The 16,002-nt window shown below is 72.9% G+C and carries 16 protein-coding genes; 5 read left to right on the top strand and 11 right to left on the bottom strand.

Translation table 11 applies throughout. The annotated features are described in order from the left end of the window. Positions 1-50: 50 nt before the first annotated feature. Positions 51-1,085 carry a LacI family DNA-binding transcriptional regulator gene (locus KE274_RS02215; RefSeq protein WP_211540806.1) on the top strand — a complete coding sequence of 345 codons (1,035 nt, stop codon included), beginning with the start codon at positions 51-53 and terminating at the stop codon, positions 1,083-1,085. A gap of 10 nt (positions 1,086-1,095) precedes the next feature. On the opposite strand, the gene KE274_RS02210 is transcribed toward KE274_RS02215, so the two are convergent. From KE274_RS02210 to KE274_RS02175, 8 genes are all read right to left on the bottom strand, one after another. Further along, entirely contained in the window at positions 1,096-2,409 is a 1,314-nt protein-coding gene (locus KE274_RS02210) for an MFS transporter (protein WP_211540804.1), read from the bottom strand. Then, positions 2,406-3,878, bottom strand: a complete 1,473-nt coding sequence (gene purF / locus KE274_RS02205; protein ID WP_211540802.1) for an amidophosphoribosyltransferase — start codon at positions 3,876-3,878, stop codon at positions 2,406-2,408. The genes KE274_RS02210 and purF overlap by 4 nt, the downstream gene beginning before the upstream one ends. A gap of 6 nt (positions 3,879-3,884) precedes the next feature. Continuing rightward, the gene (purM, locus tag KE274_RS02200) at positions 3,885-5,000 is read right to left on the bottom strand and encodes a phosphoribosylformylglycinamidine cyclo-ligase (protein WP_211540793.1); all 1,116 of its coding nucleotides are present in this window, start codon (positions 4,998-5,000) and stop codon (positions 3,885-3,887) included. Positions 5,001-5,050: 50 nt separating this feature from the next. Then, on the bottom strand, positions 5,051-5,341 hold the full coding sequence (locus KE274_RS02195) for a hypothetical protein (RefSeq protein ID WP_211540791.1): 291 nt from the start codon (positions 5,339-5,341) through the stop codon (positions 5,051-5,053). Position 5,342: 1 nt separating this feature from the next. Continuing rightward, the gene (locus KE274_RS02190; protein ID WP_211540788.1) at positions 5,343-5,684 is read right to left on the bottom strand and encodes a hypothetical protein; all 342 of its coding nucleotides are present in this window, start codon (positions 5,682-5,684) and stop codon (positions 5,343-5,345) included. Between the two features lie 134 nt (positions 5,685-5,818). Further along, positions 5,819-6,385: a DUF3618 domain-containing protein gene (locus KE274_RS02185; protein ID WP_211540785.1), complete on the bottom strand. Its 567-nt coding sequence runs from the start codon at positions 6,383-6,385 to the stop codon at positions 5,819-5,821. After that, complete coding sequence (locus KE274_RS02180; protein WP_211540782.1) at positions 6,382-6,798, bottom strand: phage holin family protein; 417 nt, start codon at positions 6,796-6,798, stop codon at positions 6,382-6,384. Before KE274_RS02180 ends, KE274_RS02185 begins: the two co-directional genes overlap by 4 nt. After that, the gene (locus tag KE274_RS02175; RefSeq protein ID WP_211540779.1) at positions 6,795-7,637 is read right to left on the bottom strand and encodes a hypothetical protein; all 843 of its coding nucleotides are present in this window, start codon (positions 7,635-7,637) and stop codon (positions 6,795-6,797) included. The genes KE274_RS02180 and KE274_RS02175 overlap by 4 nt, the downstream gene beginning before the upstream one ends. Positions 7,638-7,790: 153 nt before the next feature. Between KE274_RS02175 and KE274_RS02170 the strand changes: the two genes are divergently transcribed. Continuing rightward, positions 7,791-8,396 (top strand): zinc-binding alcohol dehydrogenase, encoded by a 606-nt coding sequence (locus tag KE274_RS02170; protein ID WP_211540776.1) that lies wholly within the window; start codon positions 7,791-7,793, stop codon positions 8,394-8,396. A 2-nt stretch (positions 8,397-8,398) separates the two neighbouring features. Here the strand turns inward: KE274_RS02170 and KE274_RS02165 are convergent, their stop codons facing one another. Together KE274_RS02165 and KE274_RS16730 are read right to left on the bottom strand one after the other, a co-directional pair. Then, on the bottom strand, positions 8,399-8,716 hold the full coding sequence (locus KE274_RS02165; protein WP_211540773.1) for a potassium transporter Trk: 318 nt from the start codon (positions 8,714-8,716) through the stop codon (positions 8,399-8,401). Between the two features lie 67 nt (positions 8,717-8,783). Beyond that, positions 8,784-12,476, bottom strand: coding sequence for an HtaA domain-containing protein (locus tag KE274_RS16730; RefSeq protein WP_211540765.1), 3,693 nt, complete (start codon positions 12,474-12,476; stop codon positions 8,784-8,786). Positions 12,477-12,637: 161 nt separating this feature from the next. Here KE274_RS16730 and KE274_RS02155 point away from each other — a divergent pair, with 161 nt between their 5' ends. Genes KE274_RS02155 through KE274_RS02145 form a run of 3 tightly spaced genes read left to right on the top strand, consistent with a single transcriptional unit; the run spans position 12,638 to position 15,584 of the window. Continuing rightward, complete coding sequence (locus KE274_RS02155; RefSeq protein ID WP_211540763.1) at positions 12,638-13,744, top strand: heme/hemin ABC transporter substrate-binding protein; 1,107 nt, start codon at positions 12,638-12,640, stop codon at positions 13,742-13,744. Beyond that, positions 13,741-14,814, top strand: coding sequence for a FecCD family ABC transporter permease (locus tag KE274_RS02150; protein ID WP_211540753.1), 1,074 nt, complete (start codon positions 13,741-13,743; stop codon positions 14,812-14,814). Before KE274_RS02155 ends, KE274_RS02150 begins: the two co-directional genes overlap by 4 nt. Beyond that, entirely contained in the window at positions 14,811-15,584 is a 774-nt protein-coding gene (locus KE274_RS02145) for a heme ABC transporter ATP-binding protein (protein ID WP_211540750.1), read from the top strand. The genes KE274_RS02150 and KE274_RS02145 overlap by 4 nt, the downstream gene beginning before the upstream one ends. Here KE274_RS02145 and KE274_RS02140 read toward each other — a convergent pair. Further along, on the bottom strand, positions 15,581-15,949 hold the full coding sequence (locus KE274_RS02140; RefSeq protein ID WP_211540748.1) for a sterol carrier family protein: 369 nt from the start codon (positions 15,947-15,949) through the stop codon (positions 15,581-15,583). The two genes, KE274_RS02145 and KE274_RS02140, sit on opposite strands and share 4 nt — an antisense overlap. Positions 15,950-16,002: the final 53 nt, after the last annotated feature.

Here is a 16,002-nt window from a genome sequence, read left to right as displayed (position 1 = left end):
CATCGGCCGCGCTCCCTGGTTTTCCGGCGATGGATCGCTACCATTGGCCCATGTCTCCCCGCCGCCCGAAAGACGACCGCGCGCCCAGCCAGGTCGATGTCGCCCGCCTCGCCGGCGTCTCCACGCAGACCGTCTCGCGCGTCATGTCGGGGCAGGACACCGTCCGCCCGGAAACCGCCCGACGCGTGCTCGCCGCCGTCGAAGAGCTCGGATACCGCGTGCATGCGGCCGCCGCCTCCCTCGCATCCGGTCGCACGCGCGTGCTCGGCGTGATCGTGGTCTCGACCGACCGCTACTCCTCAGCCGCTCTCGGCGTCGGCATCCAGCAGGCCGCAGCCGCCAACGGCTACACCGTGACCACGGCCGCGGTGGCAGACCACGCCTCCGACGACGCGTTCCTGGAGGCGTTCGACCGGCTGGAACGGCAGGGTGCCGAGGGCATCATCCTCGGGGTGCCGATCGCGCTCGACAGCCCCGCCATGCGCGCCCGCACCGAGCGCACCCCGGCCACCCGCAGCGAGCGCACCTCGCTCGACGAAGACGCGCCGCTCGCCGTCGACCAGCACGCGATCGCCCGCCTGGCCGTGGAGCACCTGCTCGACCTCGGCCACCAGACCGTGTGGCACGTCTCCGGCGACGACTACTGGACAGAGACGCAGCAGCGCAGCGAGGCCTGGGAGCAGACGCTGCGCGAGCGGGGCATCGTGCCGCCCCCCGTGATCCCCGCCGACTGGACCCCCGAGTCGGGCTACCGTGCCGGGCGCACGATCGCGGCGATCCCCGAGGCGACCGCGGTGTTCGTCAGCAGCGACGAGATGGCGTTCGGGCTCATCCGGGCGCTGCACGAGGCGGGACGCAGCGTGCCGGAGGACGTATCGGTGGTGAGCGTCGACGACATCGCGCTCGCGGCCTACGCCTCCCCCGCCCTCACGACCGTGCGTCAGCCGTTCGAGGCCATGGGTCGCGCCGCCGCCCTGCGGCTGATCGCGCAGATCGAGGGCCACGATCCCGTCGGCGAGGCCCCGTCGACCGACCCGCAGCTCATCGTGCGGTCATCGACCGCCCCACCGCGCACCGCGCGCTGAGGCGCGGCGGTCACCAGCGTCCGTGCCGCCGCTCCCACTCGTCCTCGATCGTGCGGCGGCGACCGGCGACGATGCCGGCAGGGATCGACACCACGAGCACCGCGGCCACCACGAGCAGCGGCACCTGCCAGCCGCCGGTGGTCTCGTGCAGCAGCCCGACCAGCAGCGGGAACACCGCCGCGATCGCGTAACCGATGCTCTGCACGAAGCCGCTCAGCGCGACCGCGCTCTCCGGCGTGCGGGCTCGGATGCTCAGCAGCACCAGGCTCAGCGGGAACATGATGGCGGTCAGGCCGAAGATCGCCACCCACAGCGGCAGCGCCACGGTCGGCACGAGCAGCAGCCCGAGCAGCCCGACCAGGCCCGCCACCACCGCGACGAAGAACAACGGCCGCGTGGCCTGGAAGCGCACCACCAGCACGGGCACCAGCATCGAGCACGGCAGCCCCACCAGCGCGAACAGCGACAGCAGGAACCCGGCCGTCGCGGGGCTCACGCCGCCCAGGTCGACCAGGATGGTCGGCAGCCACGCGAACGCCACATAGGCCATGGTCGACGACGTGCCGAACACGAGCGCGAGCGCCCAGGCCAGCGGCAGGCGCCACAGCCGCCCGAACACGCGCGGGCTCGCCGACTGCGTCGTGATCGGCCCGGTCGACGCGGCGACCGCGTCCCGCACGTCGTCCACGCCGTCGGTCGGGTCCGGCACCAGCAGCTCGGTCGGGACGGGGCGGTCGGCCTCCCCGCGCGAGCGCACCAGCAGCGTGACCCAGGGCACCAGGGCCAGGGCGGCCACCACGCCCCACATGCCGAGCGAGATCCGCCAGCCCAGCGAGTCGGCCACCGGCACGGCCACCAGCGGGGGCAGGAACGTCGACACCGCGAGCGTGGTCGAGTACGCCGTCATCATCACGCCGAGGCGATCCGCGAAGTACTTCTTCACCAGCGGCGGCAGCAGCACGTTGCCCGACCCGACGCCCGCGAACACCACGGCCGTCGCGGCGAGCAGGCTCCACGAGTCCACGGCCAGACCCCGTAGCAGCATGCCGGCCGCCATCAGCACGATCGCGACCACCGCCATCCGCTCCAGGCCGAAGCGGCGCTCGAACAGCGGAGTCAGCAGCCCGAACAGGGCGAAGCACACCGGCGGCGCCGCCCCGATCAGCCCCACGATCACGGGCGAGACGGTGAAGTCCTCCGCCACGTGATCGAGCACGGGCGACAGCGACGCCACGGCCGACCGCAGCGAGAACGCGACCAGCACGATCCCGATCAGCGCGAGAGCCCGGCCCTGCCAGAGCGGCCGCGCGCTCGGCACCGTCATGAGGTCTGCGACCCCTCCACCCAGGCGAGGTATTCGTCGGACACGGTGCCGGTGACGTACCGGCCGTCGAAGCAGCTCATGTCGAGGTCGTCGAGCACGGAGCCCTCGGTGATCGCGGCCTTCAAGTCGTCGACCTCCTGGTACACCAGGTGGTCGCAGCCCAGCTCCTCCGCGATCTCCGGGATCGTGCGGCCGTGCGCGATGAGCTCGTGACGCGAGGGCATGTTGATGCCGTACACGTGCGGGTGCCGCACGGGAGGGGCCGCCGAAGCGAACGTCACCGAGGAGGCACCGGCGTCGCGGGCCATCTGGATGATCTCCTTCGACGTGGTGCCGCGCACGATCGAGTCGTCGATCAGCAGCACGTTCTTGCCCTGGAACTCGGCCGACATCGCGTTCAGCTTCTGCCGCACGCTCTTCTTGCGCACCGCCTGCCCCGGCATGATGAAGGTGCGGCCGACGTAGCGGTTCTTGTAGAAGCCCTCGCGGTACTCGATCCCCAGCTTGCGGGCCACCTCCATCGCGGCGGGGCGCGAGGAGTCGGGGATGGGCATGACCACGTCGATCTTGTCCATCGGCACGTGCTTGGCGATCGTGTCGGCCAGCTTGTCGCCCATGCGCAGACGCGACTCGTAGACCGAGATGCCGTTCATGATCGAGTCGGGGCGGGCGAGGTAGACGTACTCGAACGCGCACGGCGCGAGGTGCGTCTCGGTGGCGCACTGCTGCGTGAACAGCTCGCCGTCGTTAGTGATGAACACGGCCTCGCCGGGCTCGACCTCGCGGACCACCTCGTAGTCGCCGTTCTCCAGCACGAGGGACTCGCTCGCGACGACCCACTCGTCGCGGCCCTCCGCGCCGGGCACGGTGGACGGACGGCGGCCCAGGATCAGCGGGCGGATGCCGAACGGGTCGCGGAACGCGAGCAGCCCGTACCCGGCGATGACCGCGATCACGGCGTACGCGCCCTCGATGCGCTGATGCGTGCGGGCCACGGCCTCGAAGATGCGCTCGGGGTCGAGGTCGACCGTCGACGTGGTGGCCTGCAGCTCGCCGGCGAGCACGTTGAGCAGCAGCTCGGTGTCGCTCGACGAGTTGAGGTGACGGCGGTCCCGCTTGGCCATGTCGGCCGTGAGCTCACGCGTGTTCGTGAGGTTGCCGTTGTGGATGAGGATGATGCCGTACGGCGCGTTCACGTAGAACGGCTGCATCTCCTCCTCGCTCGACGCCGTGCCCTTGGTGGCGTAGCGCACGTGACCGAGACCGACGTTGCCGAGCAGCGCGCGCATGTCGCGGGTGCGGAACGCCTCGCGCACCATGCCCTGCGCCTTGGCGTTGTGCATCACGCCGTTGGCCTCCGCCGTGGCGATGCCCGTCGCGTCCTGCCCGCGGTGCTGCAGCAGCAGGAGCGCGTCGTAGATGTCCTGATTGACCGGGGCTGTCCCCACCATTCCGACGATGCCGCACATGGGGTGTTACTTCGCTCCGTCCGCGTAGGCGCCGACCAGGCGCACCGCTCCACCGTCGACGCCCTTGGCGCCCTGTTCCCAGTCGCCCGAGGGGCGCGGGCCGAATCCGACCGTGCCGACCTGCCACGCGGGCATGCCCTCGGCGTTCAGCGCCGCGATCGCGGCGTCCTTCCGATCGCCCGCGACCACCGCGAGGAAGCCGATGCCGAGGTTCCAGGTGCCCTCGGCCGACTCGAGCGTGGACCCGGCGATGTCGCTCAGCACGCGGAACACCGGACTCGGCGACCAGGTGCCGCGGTCGACCTCGGCCCAGCTGCCCTGCGGCAGCACGCGCGCGAGATTGGCCGCGATGCCGCCGCCGGTCACGTGGCTGAGGGCGTGCACGCCGCCGTCGAGCTGCGCGATCAGGCGCAGCAGCGGAAGCGTGTACAGGCGGGTGGGCTCCAGCAGGGCCTCGCCCCACGTGGTGCCGAAGTCGGCGGCGGTGTCGGCGTACGAGATGCCGGCGCCGGTGATGATGTGCCGCACGAGCGAGTAGCCGTTGGAGTGCAGGCCGCTGGAGGCCACCGCGATCACGGCGTCGCCGTCCTGCACGCGCTCGGCACCGAGGATCGCATCCGCCTCGACCACGCCCGTCGCCGCTCCCGCCACGTCGTAGTCGCGCGGGCCGAGCAGCCCGGGGTGCTCGGCCGTCTCGCCGCCCACGAGCGCGGTGCCGGTGGCCGCGCACGCCTGGGCGATGCCGCGGACGATGTCGGCGATGCGCTCGGGCACGACCTTGCCGCACGCGATGTAGTCGGTCATGAAGAGGGGCTTGGCACCCACCACCACGATGTCGTCGACGACCATGCCGACGAGGTCCTGCCCGATCGTGTCGTGCTTGTCGATGGCCTGCGCGATCGCGACCTTGGTGCCGACGCCGTCGGTGCTGGTCGCGAGCAGCGGACGCCGGAAGTCGCGCAGCGCGCTGGCGTCGAACAGCCCGGCGAAACCGCCGACACCGCCGAGCACTTCGGGTCCGTGGGTCGCACGCACGGACGACTTCATCAGTTCGACCGCGAGATCGCCGGCAGCGGTATCGACGCCGGCTTCGGAATAGGGGTTGGTGGGGGAGGCAGCCACCCGAACAGCCTACCGCCCGCAACCCCGCCGGGACTCCAGAGCGTCGCCGCTCAGGCGGCGCTCTCGCACGCGCAGCCTGCGGCCTCGCCGGTCATGGCCTCGGTGGTCGCCGCGATCGCCGCGTGGTGGTCGGGAAAGTCGCCGACCACGCGCGACACCGCGTCGAACGCCCGCCAGCGGCCGTCGGGCTGCCGGTCGACGTAGCCGAGGAACGAACCGGCGTCGCTGCCCACGTAGAACCCGTCGGCGACCGAGGCCCACAGCGCCCCGCCGGTCGCGGGGGCCGGAGCCTCTGGGGCGGGGCCGTCGTCGGGGGCGTCGAGAGTGTTCGCGTGGCTCATGTCACACCCGCGGGTCCAGGTCGAGGTCGATGATCGGCAGTCCGTCGCCGTCGACCGGGTCCTCCGCGGCCGATGCCTTGGGGTAGTAGCGGTGCTCGCGCAGCGCGGCCGCGTCCGCCGAGAAGTCGGGGTCCTCCCCGTCCGTGGCCTTCGGGCCCACGAGGAGATCGTTGCCGACTCCCACGATGAGGTCGGCGGTGTCCTTCTGCCCGTCGATGTCGATGGGGATCTGCACGGCCGCGGACTCGCCCTCGCTCGCGAGGGAGGCGGCCAGGTTGACGAGGGCGTCCGCCACGTCGTCGGTCGTGACGACCTGCTGCCCGGCATAGGAGACGAGTTTCATGGTCACGAGCGTGTCACGCCAGACGCCGACGCGAGAACGGGGTTGCGCGCGCCCGCCGCGACCGGGTAAAGCACGGGGCCCGGCGCCGGTGATCGGCGCCGGGCCCCGTGCGGGCGGCCACGTCGGGTCGTGGTTCACCGATCGCCGGCGACGGTGTCGCGGGCGTCCTGCGCGCTGCCCTTGACCTCGTCGACCGCCGAACTCGCCTCGTCGCGGATGTGCTCGGCGGCGCCCGTCGCTTCGTCCTTCACTGCGGCGAAGGCCTCCTGAGCGGGCTCCCGCAGATCCTCGCCGACGGTCTTCGCGACCTGCGCGGCCTCGTCGACCAGCGGTTGCGCCTTCTCCTTCAGCTCGCCCGCCAGCTCCTTCTCCTTCGCGGACGAGGGGATGACGGCCGCCACGACCAGCCCGGCCGCGAAAGCCATGAGCCCGACCGCCAGCGGGTTGCCCTGCGCCTTGGTCACCGCGTGCCTTCCGGCGTCGGCCACCGAGGACGTGGCGTCCCCGATGCGGTCGCCGGTGTCGTCCGCGACACCCATCACGCGGTCGACCACGGAGCGCGCGGCCCCCTTCATCTTCTGCGTCTGCCGGTGCACCACCTTCGACGGGGTGACCTTGTCGGCGAGCGCGTCGACGTCTCTGCCGAACTCCGCCCTCGTCCTCTCGATGTCGGCGCGGATCGCGTCGGGTGAATCGCTCATCGGTTCTCCTCATTCCTCTTCACGGCATCGGGGATGCGCTTCAGGCTGTCCACCGTGCGCGGCGCCCCCTCGATGCTCTTCAACTGCGTGCGTCCCGCCACGAACAGGACGAGGGCGACGACCGCCCAGATGACCGCGACGATCACGGCCGACCAGCCGAGCCCCGTCACGTAGTAGCCCAGCCCCCACCACAGGGCGACGGAGAGGAAGAAGACGGCCATCATCGCGCCGTACCCCGCCCCGCCGAGCATGCCCGCCCCGCGGCCGGCACGGGTCGCCGACTGCTTGAGCTCGGCCTTCGCCAGTTCCAGCTCCTGCCGCATCAGCGTGGACAGGTCGCTGGTCACCTCCGTGAGCAGGTCGCCCAGCGACGTGGTCTCGGCCTTCCGCTCGGACGGCGTCGCGTCGGTCATGGTCGCTCCTCGGGCGTGGAGCCGCGGGTCGCGGCGTCCGTCCGGTCGTACAGGGGCGTGTCGGCGCGGTCCTCGTCGCGCGTGACGCCCCACGGCGCGGTCCCCGCGTCGATGCCGCTCAGTCCGTCCGGCGCTCCGGGCACGGTGCCGTCGGTCGGCAGCGGCGGCTCGCCGAGCGTGGTGCTGCCGCCCGCGGCCGCCGCCGTGCCGCCCTGGACCGCGCCGGGGGTGGTCGCCGCGGGGTCCGTGTGCGTGACCGGCGCCGGCGGGACGGCTGCCGCGGTGGCGTCCGTGCCCGTGGCGGCGCTGCCGTTGCTGCGGCTCGACTCGGCTGCGCCCTCGGACAGCGCCCGCGTGAGCCGGCCGACGACGAGACCGGCGAGCGCCGCGACCGCGATGAACGTGCCCGGCTTGGCCCGTGCGTACGACTTCACCTCGGTCAGCACCGATCCGGGGTCGCGGTCGCCGATCCAGCCCGCGATGCCCTGCAGCCGCGTGGACGCCTGCCGGACGAGATCCGCAGCGACCCCGCCCTGCGCGTTCTCCGCCATCGAGCCGAGCTCGCCGCTGACCGAGCGGAGCCCGTCGGCGACGCGGCGCTGCTGCACCGCGGCCTGCTCGGACAGCTCGGCCGTCGTCTGGCGGTACAGCTCGCGCACCTGGTCGGTGGCCTCGTGGGCAACCGCGCCCGCCTCGGCCTTCGCGGTCTCGATGACCCCGGCCGCTTCCTCCTTGGCCGTGTCCATCACGCCCTCTGCTTCGTGGGCGGCGGTCTTCACGACCCCGGGCGACTCACCGGCGCCACCGCCGGGGACCCCGCCTGCGTTGTTCTGCGACATGGTTGTTCCTCTCCACTCCCCGCCGACGACCGCCGACGTGCAGGCAGGTCTACCCCCGGCCTCCGGGATCACCGCGAGGGTTGACGCGGCTCTCGGCGGGGTTTACCGTGCCGGGACTCGGAACGGCGCACCCGGCCGCCCTACGATGGGCCCATGGCCGACAAGCCGCAGTGGCTCATCCGCGAAGACGCGAGCGTCCCCGTGCTGGTCGCGCTCGCGCTCCGACAGCTCCTGGGCATCCGCCCGCCGGAAGATCTGCCGGCGCTTCGCGACCTGCCCGTGCGCGCTCCGGATGCCGTGGAGGCGTCCCCCGAGGTGGAGTCGCAGTGGCGCGACTACTGGGATATGACCGTCGAGCCGCGCGCCCATCACTCCGGGGTGCCGCTCGAGCTGATCGACGGTTTCGACACGCTCGTCGCCCTGCCCGCGACCGGGGCGGAGCAGCTGGCCGCGGCGATCCGGCCGCACGCCACGGCCGCCCTGCGCTTCGCGTACGCCGCGCACGACCGCTACGTGGGGTCGATGAAGAGCAACACGGGCGGCGACGCCTACCGGGCGTACGCGAGCGCGATCGCCGAGTTCGAGCGGGAGATCGGCCGCCGCGCCCACTCGTTCGAGCTGAACGTGCAGGTGCTGCCGCTGTCGCAGCGGGGCATCTGGTGGATCGGGGCGCTCTCGGTGGCCGTGACCGATGGGCTGCGTCGTGACGTGGTGGCGTTCGATGCGGCCATCCGCCCCGTGATCGCCGAGCTGGCCTGAGGTCAGTCCTCGTCGTCGACGACGGTCTCGCGGTCGACCTGCACCACGCGGTCGTGGCGGCGCGCGAGGCGCTCCAGCACGAGACCGGCGACCCCGCCGAGCGCGAGACCGATCGGCACGGTCCACAGCAGCAGGAAGCCGAACACCTGTCCGGGCGGGTAGACCACGTCGAGCGCCTGGGACTCGTCGTAGCTGCCGGTCATCGTGAGGATGCCGGCGACGATGACCCCGAGCACCACGCCGATGCCCATGAGCACGCCGTACCGCGGCACGCGGCGCACGGTCGCTTCGACGGTCTGGTGGGAGTCGTGGGGGGCCATGTCTCCATTGTCCCACGACGGAGAGCCGCCCTCCAGGCGTGGAGGGCGGCTCTCGTCGCGGTGACGATCACGCGTCGGTGGTGGTCTCCGCGGTCTCGGTCGAGCGGGTGCGGCGCGCGATCAGCACGCCACCCGTCGCGGCGAGTGCCACGACCACCAGGCCGCCCACGATCCACGGCCACACCGGCGCGCCGTCGCCCTCCGCCGGTGCGGTCACCGCGGTGACCGACGCGCTGGCCTCGACGTCCGTCTCCGGCTCCTCCTCCACGGCCGTGCCGCACGCCGCGGCGACCGGGATCACCGCGGTGACCGGGTCCAGGGCCTCGCCCGCGGCGTAGGTGCCGAACGCGGCGGCCCCCGCCTCGGTGAGACGAGTCGGGATCGCGTCGAGCGACAGGGCGCCGTCCGTGATCGCGGCGTCCGCGAGCGAGAATTCCGCGAGTCGCACGCCCTGCTGGTCGACGCTCTCCCCGGCCTGCGTGGTGCCCGTCACGTCGAACACCAGGTAGCCGGTGTCGCCCGCGAGTTCGACCCTGGCGTTCGCGAGGGTCGTGTTCAGCGCGCCGTCGTGGCCCGTGAAGGCGATGCTGCCGCCGAACGTGACGAGCCCGGTGAGCGCCGCGTCGTCGAGTGCACCGGTGCCGCCCGCCCAGACGTAGTCGGGGTACTCGTAGGTCACGCCGGTCAGCGTCCAGCCGCCCTTCGCGATGCCCTCGATGTACGTGCGGAACGACTCCTTGTAGCCCCACTTCAGCGTCGCGCCCTCGACCGTGCACTGACCGACCGCCGCGGTCGCCCGCGCGAGCGTGAACGTCAGCCCGCGGTCGACCGAGCCCTGGAACGTGAGCGTGTGCTCGCCGTCCTCGAGCGAGGCGGGCAGCGTGCCCGACCAGGTGGCGACCCCGGAGGCGTCGGCCGTGACCGTGTCGAGCAGCACGGGGGTGGAGTACACGACCACCCGGATGCCCTCCTCGTTCGGCCGGAAGCCCGTGGCCGACACCGTGGCGGGCTGCCCCGCGGCGAGCGCGGCCAGCGCGGCCTCGTCGATGTCGATGCCGTCCGTGGCGGGCGGCGTCGCGGGGATGCGTGGCGTGGTCTTCACCGCGGCCGCGGCGACCGTGCCCGTGGTGCCGGAGGGTGCCGCCGCGACCGAGCCGATCGTGAACGTGACCGGGTTGAGCGTGGTCGAGTAGCCGGAGAGCACGCGGTCGCGTCCGGCATCGGTGAGCGCGGCGGGCGCGGCCGTGTAGGTCACGGCGCCGTTGGCCTCGATGCGGGTGGCCCGGGCGAGGTCGAGCGTCGCGAACGGCACCTGCGCGCCGCCGCTGGCGACCGAGAGCGTTGCGGATCCGGCCGAGGTCACGCGGATCACCGGGTTGGCGACCGTGACGTCGAGCACCCCGTGATGGCCCGTGAAGCGCACGGCGCCGCGGTAGACCACGCTGCCGAGGCCGGTCGACCGGTCGTAGTCGCCGCCGACGGTCTGGCCGAACTGGAACTGTCCGCCCGACCGCGTGGCACCGCCCGACACCTCGATGGCTCCCTGGGCGATGGGCCCGGTGATGTAGTTCGTGAACGACGAGGAGATGGCCCAGCGCAGCGAGCCGCCCGGCACGCTGGCCGGCGGGGTCGTCGGCGTCACGGGCGGCTTCGGCTCGGTCGGCTTCTCCCCCGCCAGCGCCGTCCACTGCTCCTCGGTGATGGTCACGGCTCCGCGGGCGTAGATCGTGTCCGCGGTGGGCAGGGTGTGCTGCCGCCAGACGATCACCTCGTACGCCTTCGTCCGGTCGAGCGTGTGCGCCGCCGTGTTCAGGTCGACCGCGAACGCGCCGAAGCCGATGTTCCGCACGTACTGCATCGCGAGGAACCCGCCGCCCGCGGTCACGTCGGCCTCGGTCCCCGCCTCGATCAGCGCCACGTACGCACCCGTGATGTCGCCGAGGTTCGCCGCGGTCGCGGTGACCGTGAGGCCGTCGGTGGCCGTGGCCGTCTTCACCGGCGCGGTGATCGACGGGCCGGGGGCGGGCTGGAGCGCGGCCCACTGCGCGTCCGTGATCGTGACGGTCGAGCGGGCGTAGATCGTCGCTGCGCTCGGCAGGGTGTGCTGCTGCCACGCGATCACTTCATACGTCTTGGTCCGGTCGAGGGCGTCCGCCGCCGCCGTCAGGTCCACGGTGAACACGCCACCCGTGATGCCCCGCACGTACTGCATCGCGAGGAACCCGCCACCCGCCGTGACGTCGGCCTCGGTCCCCGCCTCGATCAGCGCCACGTACGCGCCCGTGATCGCGCCGAGCTTCGCGGCCGACGCGGTCACGGTGAGACCGTCCGCCGCGGTCGCGGTCTTCACGGCGGTGGTCAGTGTGGCGGTGCTGCGGTAGTCCAGCGCCACCGCGCGCTCCTGGTCGGCGTTGGAGACGCCCCCGGCCGCATACGTGTACACGCCGTAGGTGCCGGGCGTCGCCGGGGCGTCCTTCAGCGTGAGCGTCACCTGGAACGAGCCGTCGAGCGAGATGTCGACCCACTGCGCACGGATCGCGCCCTGGTACTGCGCGGGCACCTGGTTCAGCACGCCCTCGGCGAGCGCCCACGCCTGCGCGCCCACCGAGCGGGTGGCGGAGGCGGCTCCTGCGGACGGCTGCCAGGTCGCGCCGAAGTTGCCGAACACCACGTAGGTGCCCTGGGGCAGATGCGACGGGATGGGCACGCCGCGGCCGCCGACGTTCGCGGTCGGGTCGTAGCCGGTGCCCTTCACCACGATGCGGTCGCCCGCCTTCAGCGCGACACCGGTCGCCGGGGTCACGCCGTCGGCGAGGAACACGTCGAGCGCGGGCGACGCGGGGGCGGGCTGGAGCGCGGCCCACTCGGCGTCGGTGATCGCGACGGTCGAGCGGGCGTAGATCGTCGCGGCGCTCGGCATGGTGTGCTGCTGCCACGCGATCACTTCATACGTCTTGGTCCGGACGAGGGCGTCCGCCGCCGCCGTCAGGTCCACGGTGAACGCGCCGCCCGTGATCCCCCGCACGTATTGCATCGCGAGGAACCCGCCACCCGCCGTGACGTCGGCCTCAGTCCCGGCCTCGATCAGCGCCACGTACGCGCCCGTGACGGCACCGAGGTTCGTGCCGGCGGCCGTGACCGTGAGGCCCGACTCCGCCGCAGCCGAAGCCACCGCGACCGACACCGCCGCCACAGGCTGCGGCTCCGTCTCACCCGGCTCGGTCTCGCCCGGCTCGGTCTCGCCCGGCTCGGTCTCACCCGGCTCGGTCTCCCCGGGCTCGGGCGCGGCCGGGCCGAAGACCGCGTCCCACTGCGCACCCGAGATCGCCACGTCGCCGCGGCCGTAGATGGTGGCGTCGTTCGGGGCGGAGTGCTGCTGCCACACCAGGACCTCGTACGCCTGCGTGCGGTCGAGCGTGGCGGCGGGCGCGGTGAGCGTGAAGGAAGTCGCGCCCGCCTGCACGGACGGGAACGGCAGGGCGAACGCGGCGTACCCGCCGGACCCGGTCACTCCGCTCTCCGTGCCCTTCACGATCAGGGCCGCGTAGACGCCGGAGACGTCGGGCAGTCCGCTCGCCTGCACCTGGACGCGGAGTCCCGAGGCGTCGGCGGACGCGATCGTGGGCGCGACCGATCCGCTCGCGGCGTGCGCCGGCGGCACGATCACCGCGCCGGCGGCGACGAGCAGGAGGGACAGGAGGGCGGCGAGCAGGACGCGCAGGCGGCTGCTCTCTGGGGGTGCGATGGCTGTGTCGTTCACGATTCTCCGCGGTCCCCTGGCGCGTTCGAGCGTGCGCATCGGGGTGCCGCAATGCAGTCGGGTGTGCGAGGAATGTTGGTTAGGCTCAGCTAAGTAAGCCGTCGATCCCGAGCGTAGGGGCAGCGCCGCGACAGCGTCAAGTTTTAGGATAGCCTTGCCTAATGCGACGCCTCTCCGCCCTGCTTCTGGCCGGCGCTCTCGCCCTCGGACTCGCCGCGTGCGCCGACCCCGGAGCCACCGCCGCCGGCCCGGAGACTCCCGACGACACCTGCCCGCAGGCGTCGGTCCCGCTCGCCGACCTCGACCTCGTCGACGACGTCCGCACCGCCACCGGCCCCGCGACCGCCTGCCTCGCGAGCCACGCCGTGGAGCCCGTCACCGACGACTCCGCTCCCGCGCTGCCCGTGACCGTGACCGACAGCGAAGGGCGCACCGTCGAGGTCACCGACGCCGACCGCATCCTCCCGATCGACATCTCCGGCACCATCGCGTCCACCGTGTTCGCGCTGGGCCTGGGCGACCGCGTGGTGGGGCGCGACTCCTCGACGCTGTTCCCCGGCACGGAAGACCTCCCCGTGGTCACCAAGACCGGGCACACGCTCAACCCCGAGGCGATCCTCGAGCTCGCGCCCACCGTCGTGCTCACCGACACCACGATCGGCCCCAAGGAGGTGCGCCAGCAGTTGCGCGACGCCGGGATCGCGGTGGTCGTCATCTCGAGCGACCGTCGCCTCGACACCACCGACGAGCTCGTGACCGAGATCGCCACCGCCCTGGGCGTGCCCACCCGTGGCGCCGAACTGATCGAGCGCCTCGACGCCGACGTCGCCGCCACCCTGGCCGAGATCGCGCAGGTCACCCCCGCCGCACCGGAGGACCGCGCCCGCATGCTCTTCCTCTACGTGCGCGGCAGCGCCAACGTGTACTACATCTTCGGCGAGGACTCCGGCGCCGACTCTCTGATCGACGCGGTCGGCGGGGTCGACGTCGCGGCCGAGATCGGCTGGGAGGGCATGAAGCCGATGACCGCGGAAGCCCTCGTGGCGGCGCAGCCGGACGTGCTCGTGATGATGACCGACGGCCTGGAGTCGGTCGGCGGCATCGACGGCCTGATCGAGCGCGTGCCCGCCGTCGCGGAGACCCCTGCCGGGGCGAACCGCCGCGTGATCGACATGGCCGACGCCGAGATCCTGAGCTTCGGACCGCGGTCGGCCGACGTGATCGGTGCCCTCGCCCGGGCGCTGTACGCCGCAGAGCCCGCGTCGTGACCGGCGAGGTCGTCACGCCGACGCCGACCCGGCATCGGGGCCTGCGGTTCGGACTCGTGGTCCTCGCGCTCGTGGCAGCCCTCGCCGTCACGACCGTCGTCTCGATCACCAGCGGGCAGTACGACCTGTCGCCGACCGCCCTGATCGGGGTGCTGCTGCGCGGCATCGGCATCGACACCGCGTGGGCACCGGCTGCCGCCACCGACTACGGGGTGATCTACAACCTGCGCCTGCCCCGGCTCGTGCTCGGGCTGCTCGTCGGCGCGGCCCTCGCGGTCTCCGGCGTGCTCATGCAGGCGATCTTCGGCAACCCGCTCGCCGACGCGGGGGTGGTCGGCGTCTCGTCCGGTGCGGCGCTCGGCGCGGCCGCCAGCATCACGTTCGGCCTCGCCACGTTCGGGCTGTGGACCACCCCCGTGTTCGCGTTCCTCGGCGGACTGGCCGCCGTGTTCGCGGTGTATCTGCTCAGCCGCTCCGGCGGGCGCACCGAGGTGGTCACGCTGCTGCTCACCGGCATCGCCATCAACGCGATCGCCGGGGCGGGCATGGCCTTCCTCACCTTCCTCGGCACGACCTCCACGCGCGAGCAGATCGTGTTCTGGCAGCTCGGCTCGCTCAACGGGGCCCTCTGGTCGAACATCCAGCTCGTGGCCCCGCTGGTCGCGGTCGGCGTGGTGGTCGCACTGCTCGTGGCCCCCAGCCTCGACCTCTTCGCCCTCGGCGAGCGCACCGCCCGGCACCTCGGCGTGCGCGTCGAGCTGCTGCGGATGGTCGTGATCGTCACGGTCGCGCTGCTCGTGTGCGCCGCGGTCGCGTTCGCCGGCATCATCGGCTTCGCCGGGCTCGTCGTGCCGCACCTCATGCGCATGATCATCGGCCCCGCACACCTGCCGCTCGTGATCGCCTCCGCACTCGGCGGCGCGCTGCTGATCGCCCTCGCCGACCTCGTCGCCCGCACGGCCGTGCCGCTGGCCGACCTGCCCATCGGCATGATCACCTCGCTCGTGGGCGGGCCGTTCTTCCTGTGGCTGCTCGTGCGCACCCGCCGCCGGTCCGGAGGCTGGGCATGACCCCGCGGCTGCGCGGCACCGGGCTCACGGTGCGCGTGGGCGACGGCCGCACGATCCTCGCCGACGCCGCGATCGACATCCACGCGGGAGAGGTGCACGCGCTGGTGGGGCCGAACGGCGCGGGCAAGTCGACGCTGTTCGGGGTGCTGTCCGGCGACGTCGCGCCGCAGTCCGGCCACGTCTCCCTCGACGGCCGTCCCGTCGCGGGCATCCGCCCCCGCACGCTCGCCCAGCGGCGAGCCGTGCTGCTGCAGGAGAACACCGTCACGTTCCCGTTCACGGCCGAGCAGGTCGTACGCATGGGTCGCACCCCGTGGGCACGCACCCCCGTGGCCGAGGCCGACGACGAGATCGTGGCCGAGGCGATGGCGCAGACCGAGGTGTCGGCGCTCGCCGGCCGCACGGTGCCGTCGCTGTCGGGCGGCGAACGCGCCCGCGTGGCCCTGGCCAGGGTGATCGCGCAGCGCACCGGGGTGCTGCTGCTGGACGAGCCGACCGCCGCGCTCGACCTGAAGCACCACGAAGACGTCATGCGCCTGATCCGCGGTCTCGCCGACGACGGTGCCGCGGTGGCCGTGGTGCTGCACGACCTGAACGCCGCGCTCGCCCACGCCGACCGGGTGACCCTGCTCGCCCGCGGACGGGTGACCGCGACCGGAGCGCCGTCCGCCGTGCTGACCGCCGACCGCATCGCCGAGGTCTACGGGCAGCCGGTCGACGTGTTCCCGCACCCGCGCACGGGCGTGCCCCTCGTGGTCGCGCGGCGTTAGGGACGCAGCGGAAGGACGGCGGCGAGGTCGGCCCTGGTGCCCGACGCGTGGATGCGCCCGGACGCCGCGGCCTCTCCCCACGCCTCCGCGCCCGTCGCGACCGCGATCCACGTGGCCGCGTCCATCTCCACCACGTTGGGCGGCGTGCCACGGGTGTGCCGCGGACCCTGGATCACCTGGACGGCACCGAACGGCGGCACCCGCACCTCCACACTGTTCCCCGGCGCCTTCTCGTCGAGCAGCTGCAGCAGGTACCGCACCGCGGTCGCGAGCGAGGGGCGCGCCGGCTTGTCGCCCGCCGCCTCGGCCGCCCGCACGGCATCGAGCGCCGCCCGACCGTCGATGATGTCGATCTTCCTCGCCATGCCTCCACCCTAGAACCGCGGCCAGCGCCCACGACGGCGGCCTAAGCTCGGGG

Source organism: Microbacterium paraoxydans (assembly GCF_018224615.1).
Classification (GTDB): domain Bacteria; phylum Actinomycetota; class Actinomycetes; order Actinomycetales; family Microbacteriaceae; genus Microbacterium; species Microbacterium paraoxydans_B.
Note: the sequence above shows the minus strand (reverse complement) of the source record. Positions and strands in the feature narration are given on the sequence as shown.

Coding starts and splice junctions, on each gene's coding strand:
- KE274_RS02155 (WP_211540763.1), top strand. CDS start 12,638: ATGCGACGCCTCTCCGCCCTGCTTCTGGCCGGCGCTCTCGCCCTCGGA.
- KE274_RS02145 (WP_211540750.1), top strand. CDS start 14,811: ATGACCCCGCGGCTGCGCGGCACCGGGCTCACGGTGCGCGTGGGCGAC.
- KE274_RS02190 (WP_211540788.1), bottom strand. CDS start 5,684: ATGAAACTCGTCTCCTATGCCGGGCAGCAGGTCGTCACGACCGACGAC.
- KE274_RS02165 (WP_211540773.1), bottom strand. CDS start 8,716: ATGGCCCCCCACGACTCCCACCAGACCGTCGAAGCGACCGTGCGCCGC.
- KE274_RS02185 (WP_211540785.1), bottom strand. CDS start 6,385: ATGAGCGATTCACCCGACGCGATCCGCGCCGACATCGAGAGGACGAGG.
- KE274_RS02175 (WP_211540779.1), bottom strand. CDS start 7,637: ATGTCGCAGAACAACGCAGGCGGGGTCCCCGGCGGTGGCGCCGGTGAG.
- purF (WP_211540802.1), bottom strand. CDS start 3,878: ATGTGCGGCATCGTCGGAATGGTGGGGACAGCCCCGGTCAATCAGGAC.
- KE274_RS02215 (WP_211540806.1), top strand. CDS start 51: ATGTCTCCCCGCCGCCCGAAAGACGACCGCGCGCCCAGCCAGGTCGAT.
- KE274_RS02180 (WP_211540782.1), bottom strand. CDS start 6,798: ATGACCGACGCGACGCCGTCCGAGCGGAAGGCCGAGACCACGTCGCTG.
- KE274_RS02140 (WP_211540748.1), bottom strand. CDS start 15,949: ATGGCGAGGAAGATCGACATCATCGACGGTCGGGCGGCGCTCGATGCC.
- KE274_RS02195 (WP_211540791.1), bottom strand. CDS start 5,341: ATGAGCCACGCGAACACTCTCGACGCCCCCGACGACGGCCCCGCCCCA.
- KE274_RS02210 (WP_211540804.1), bottom strand. CDS start 2,409: ATGACGGTGCCGAGCGCGCGGCCGCTCTGGCAGGGCCGGGCTCTCGCG.
- KE274_RS02170 (WP_211540776.1), top strand. CDS start 7,791: ATGGCCGACAAGCCGCAGTGGCTCATCCGCGAAGACGCGAGCGTCCCC.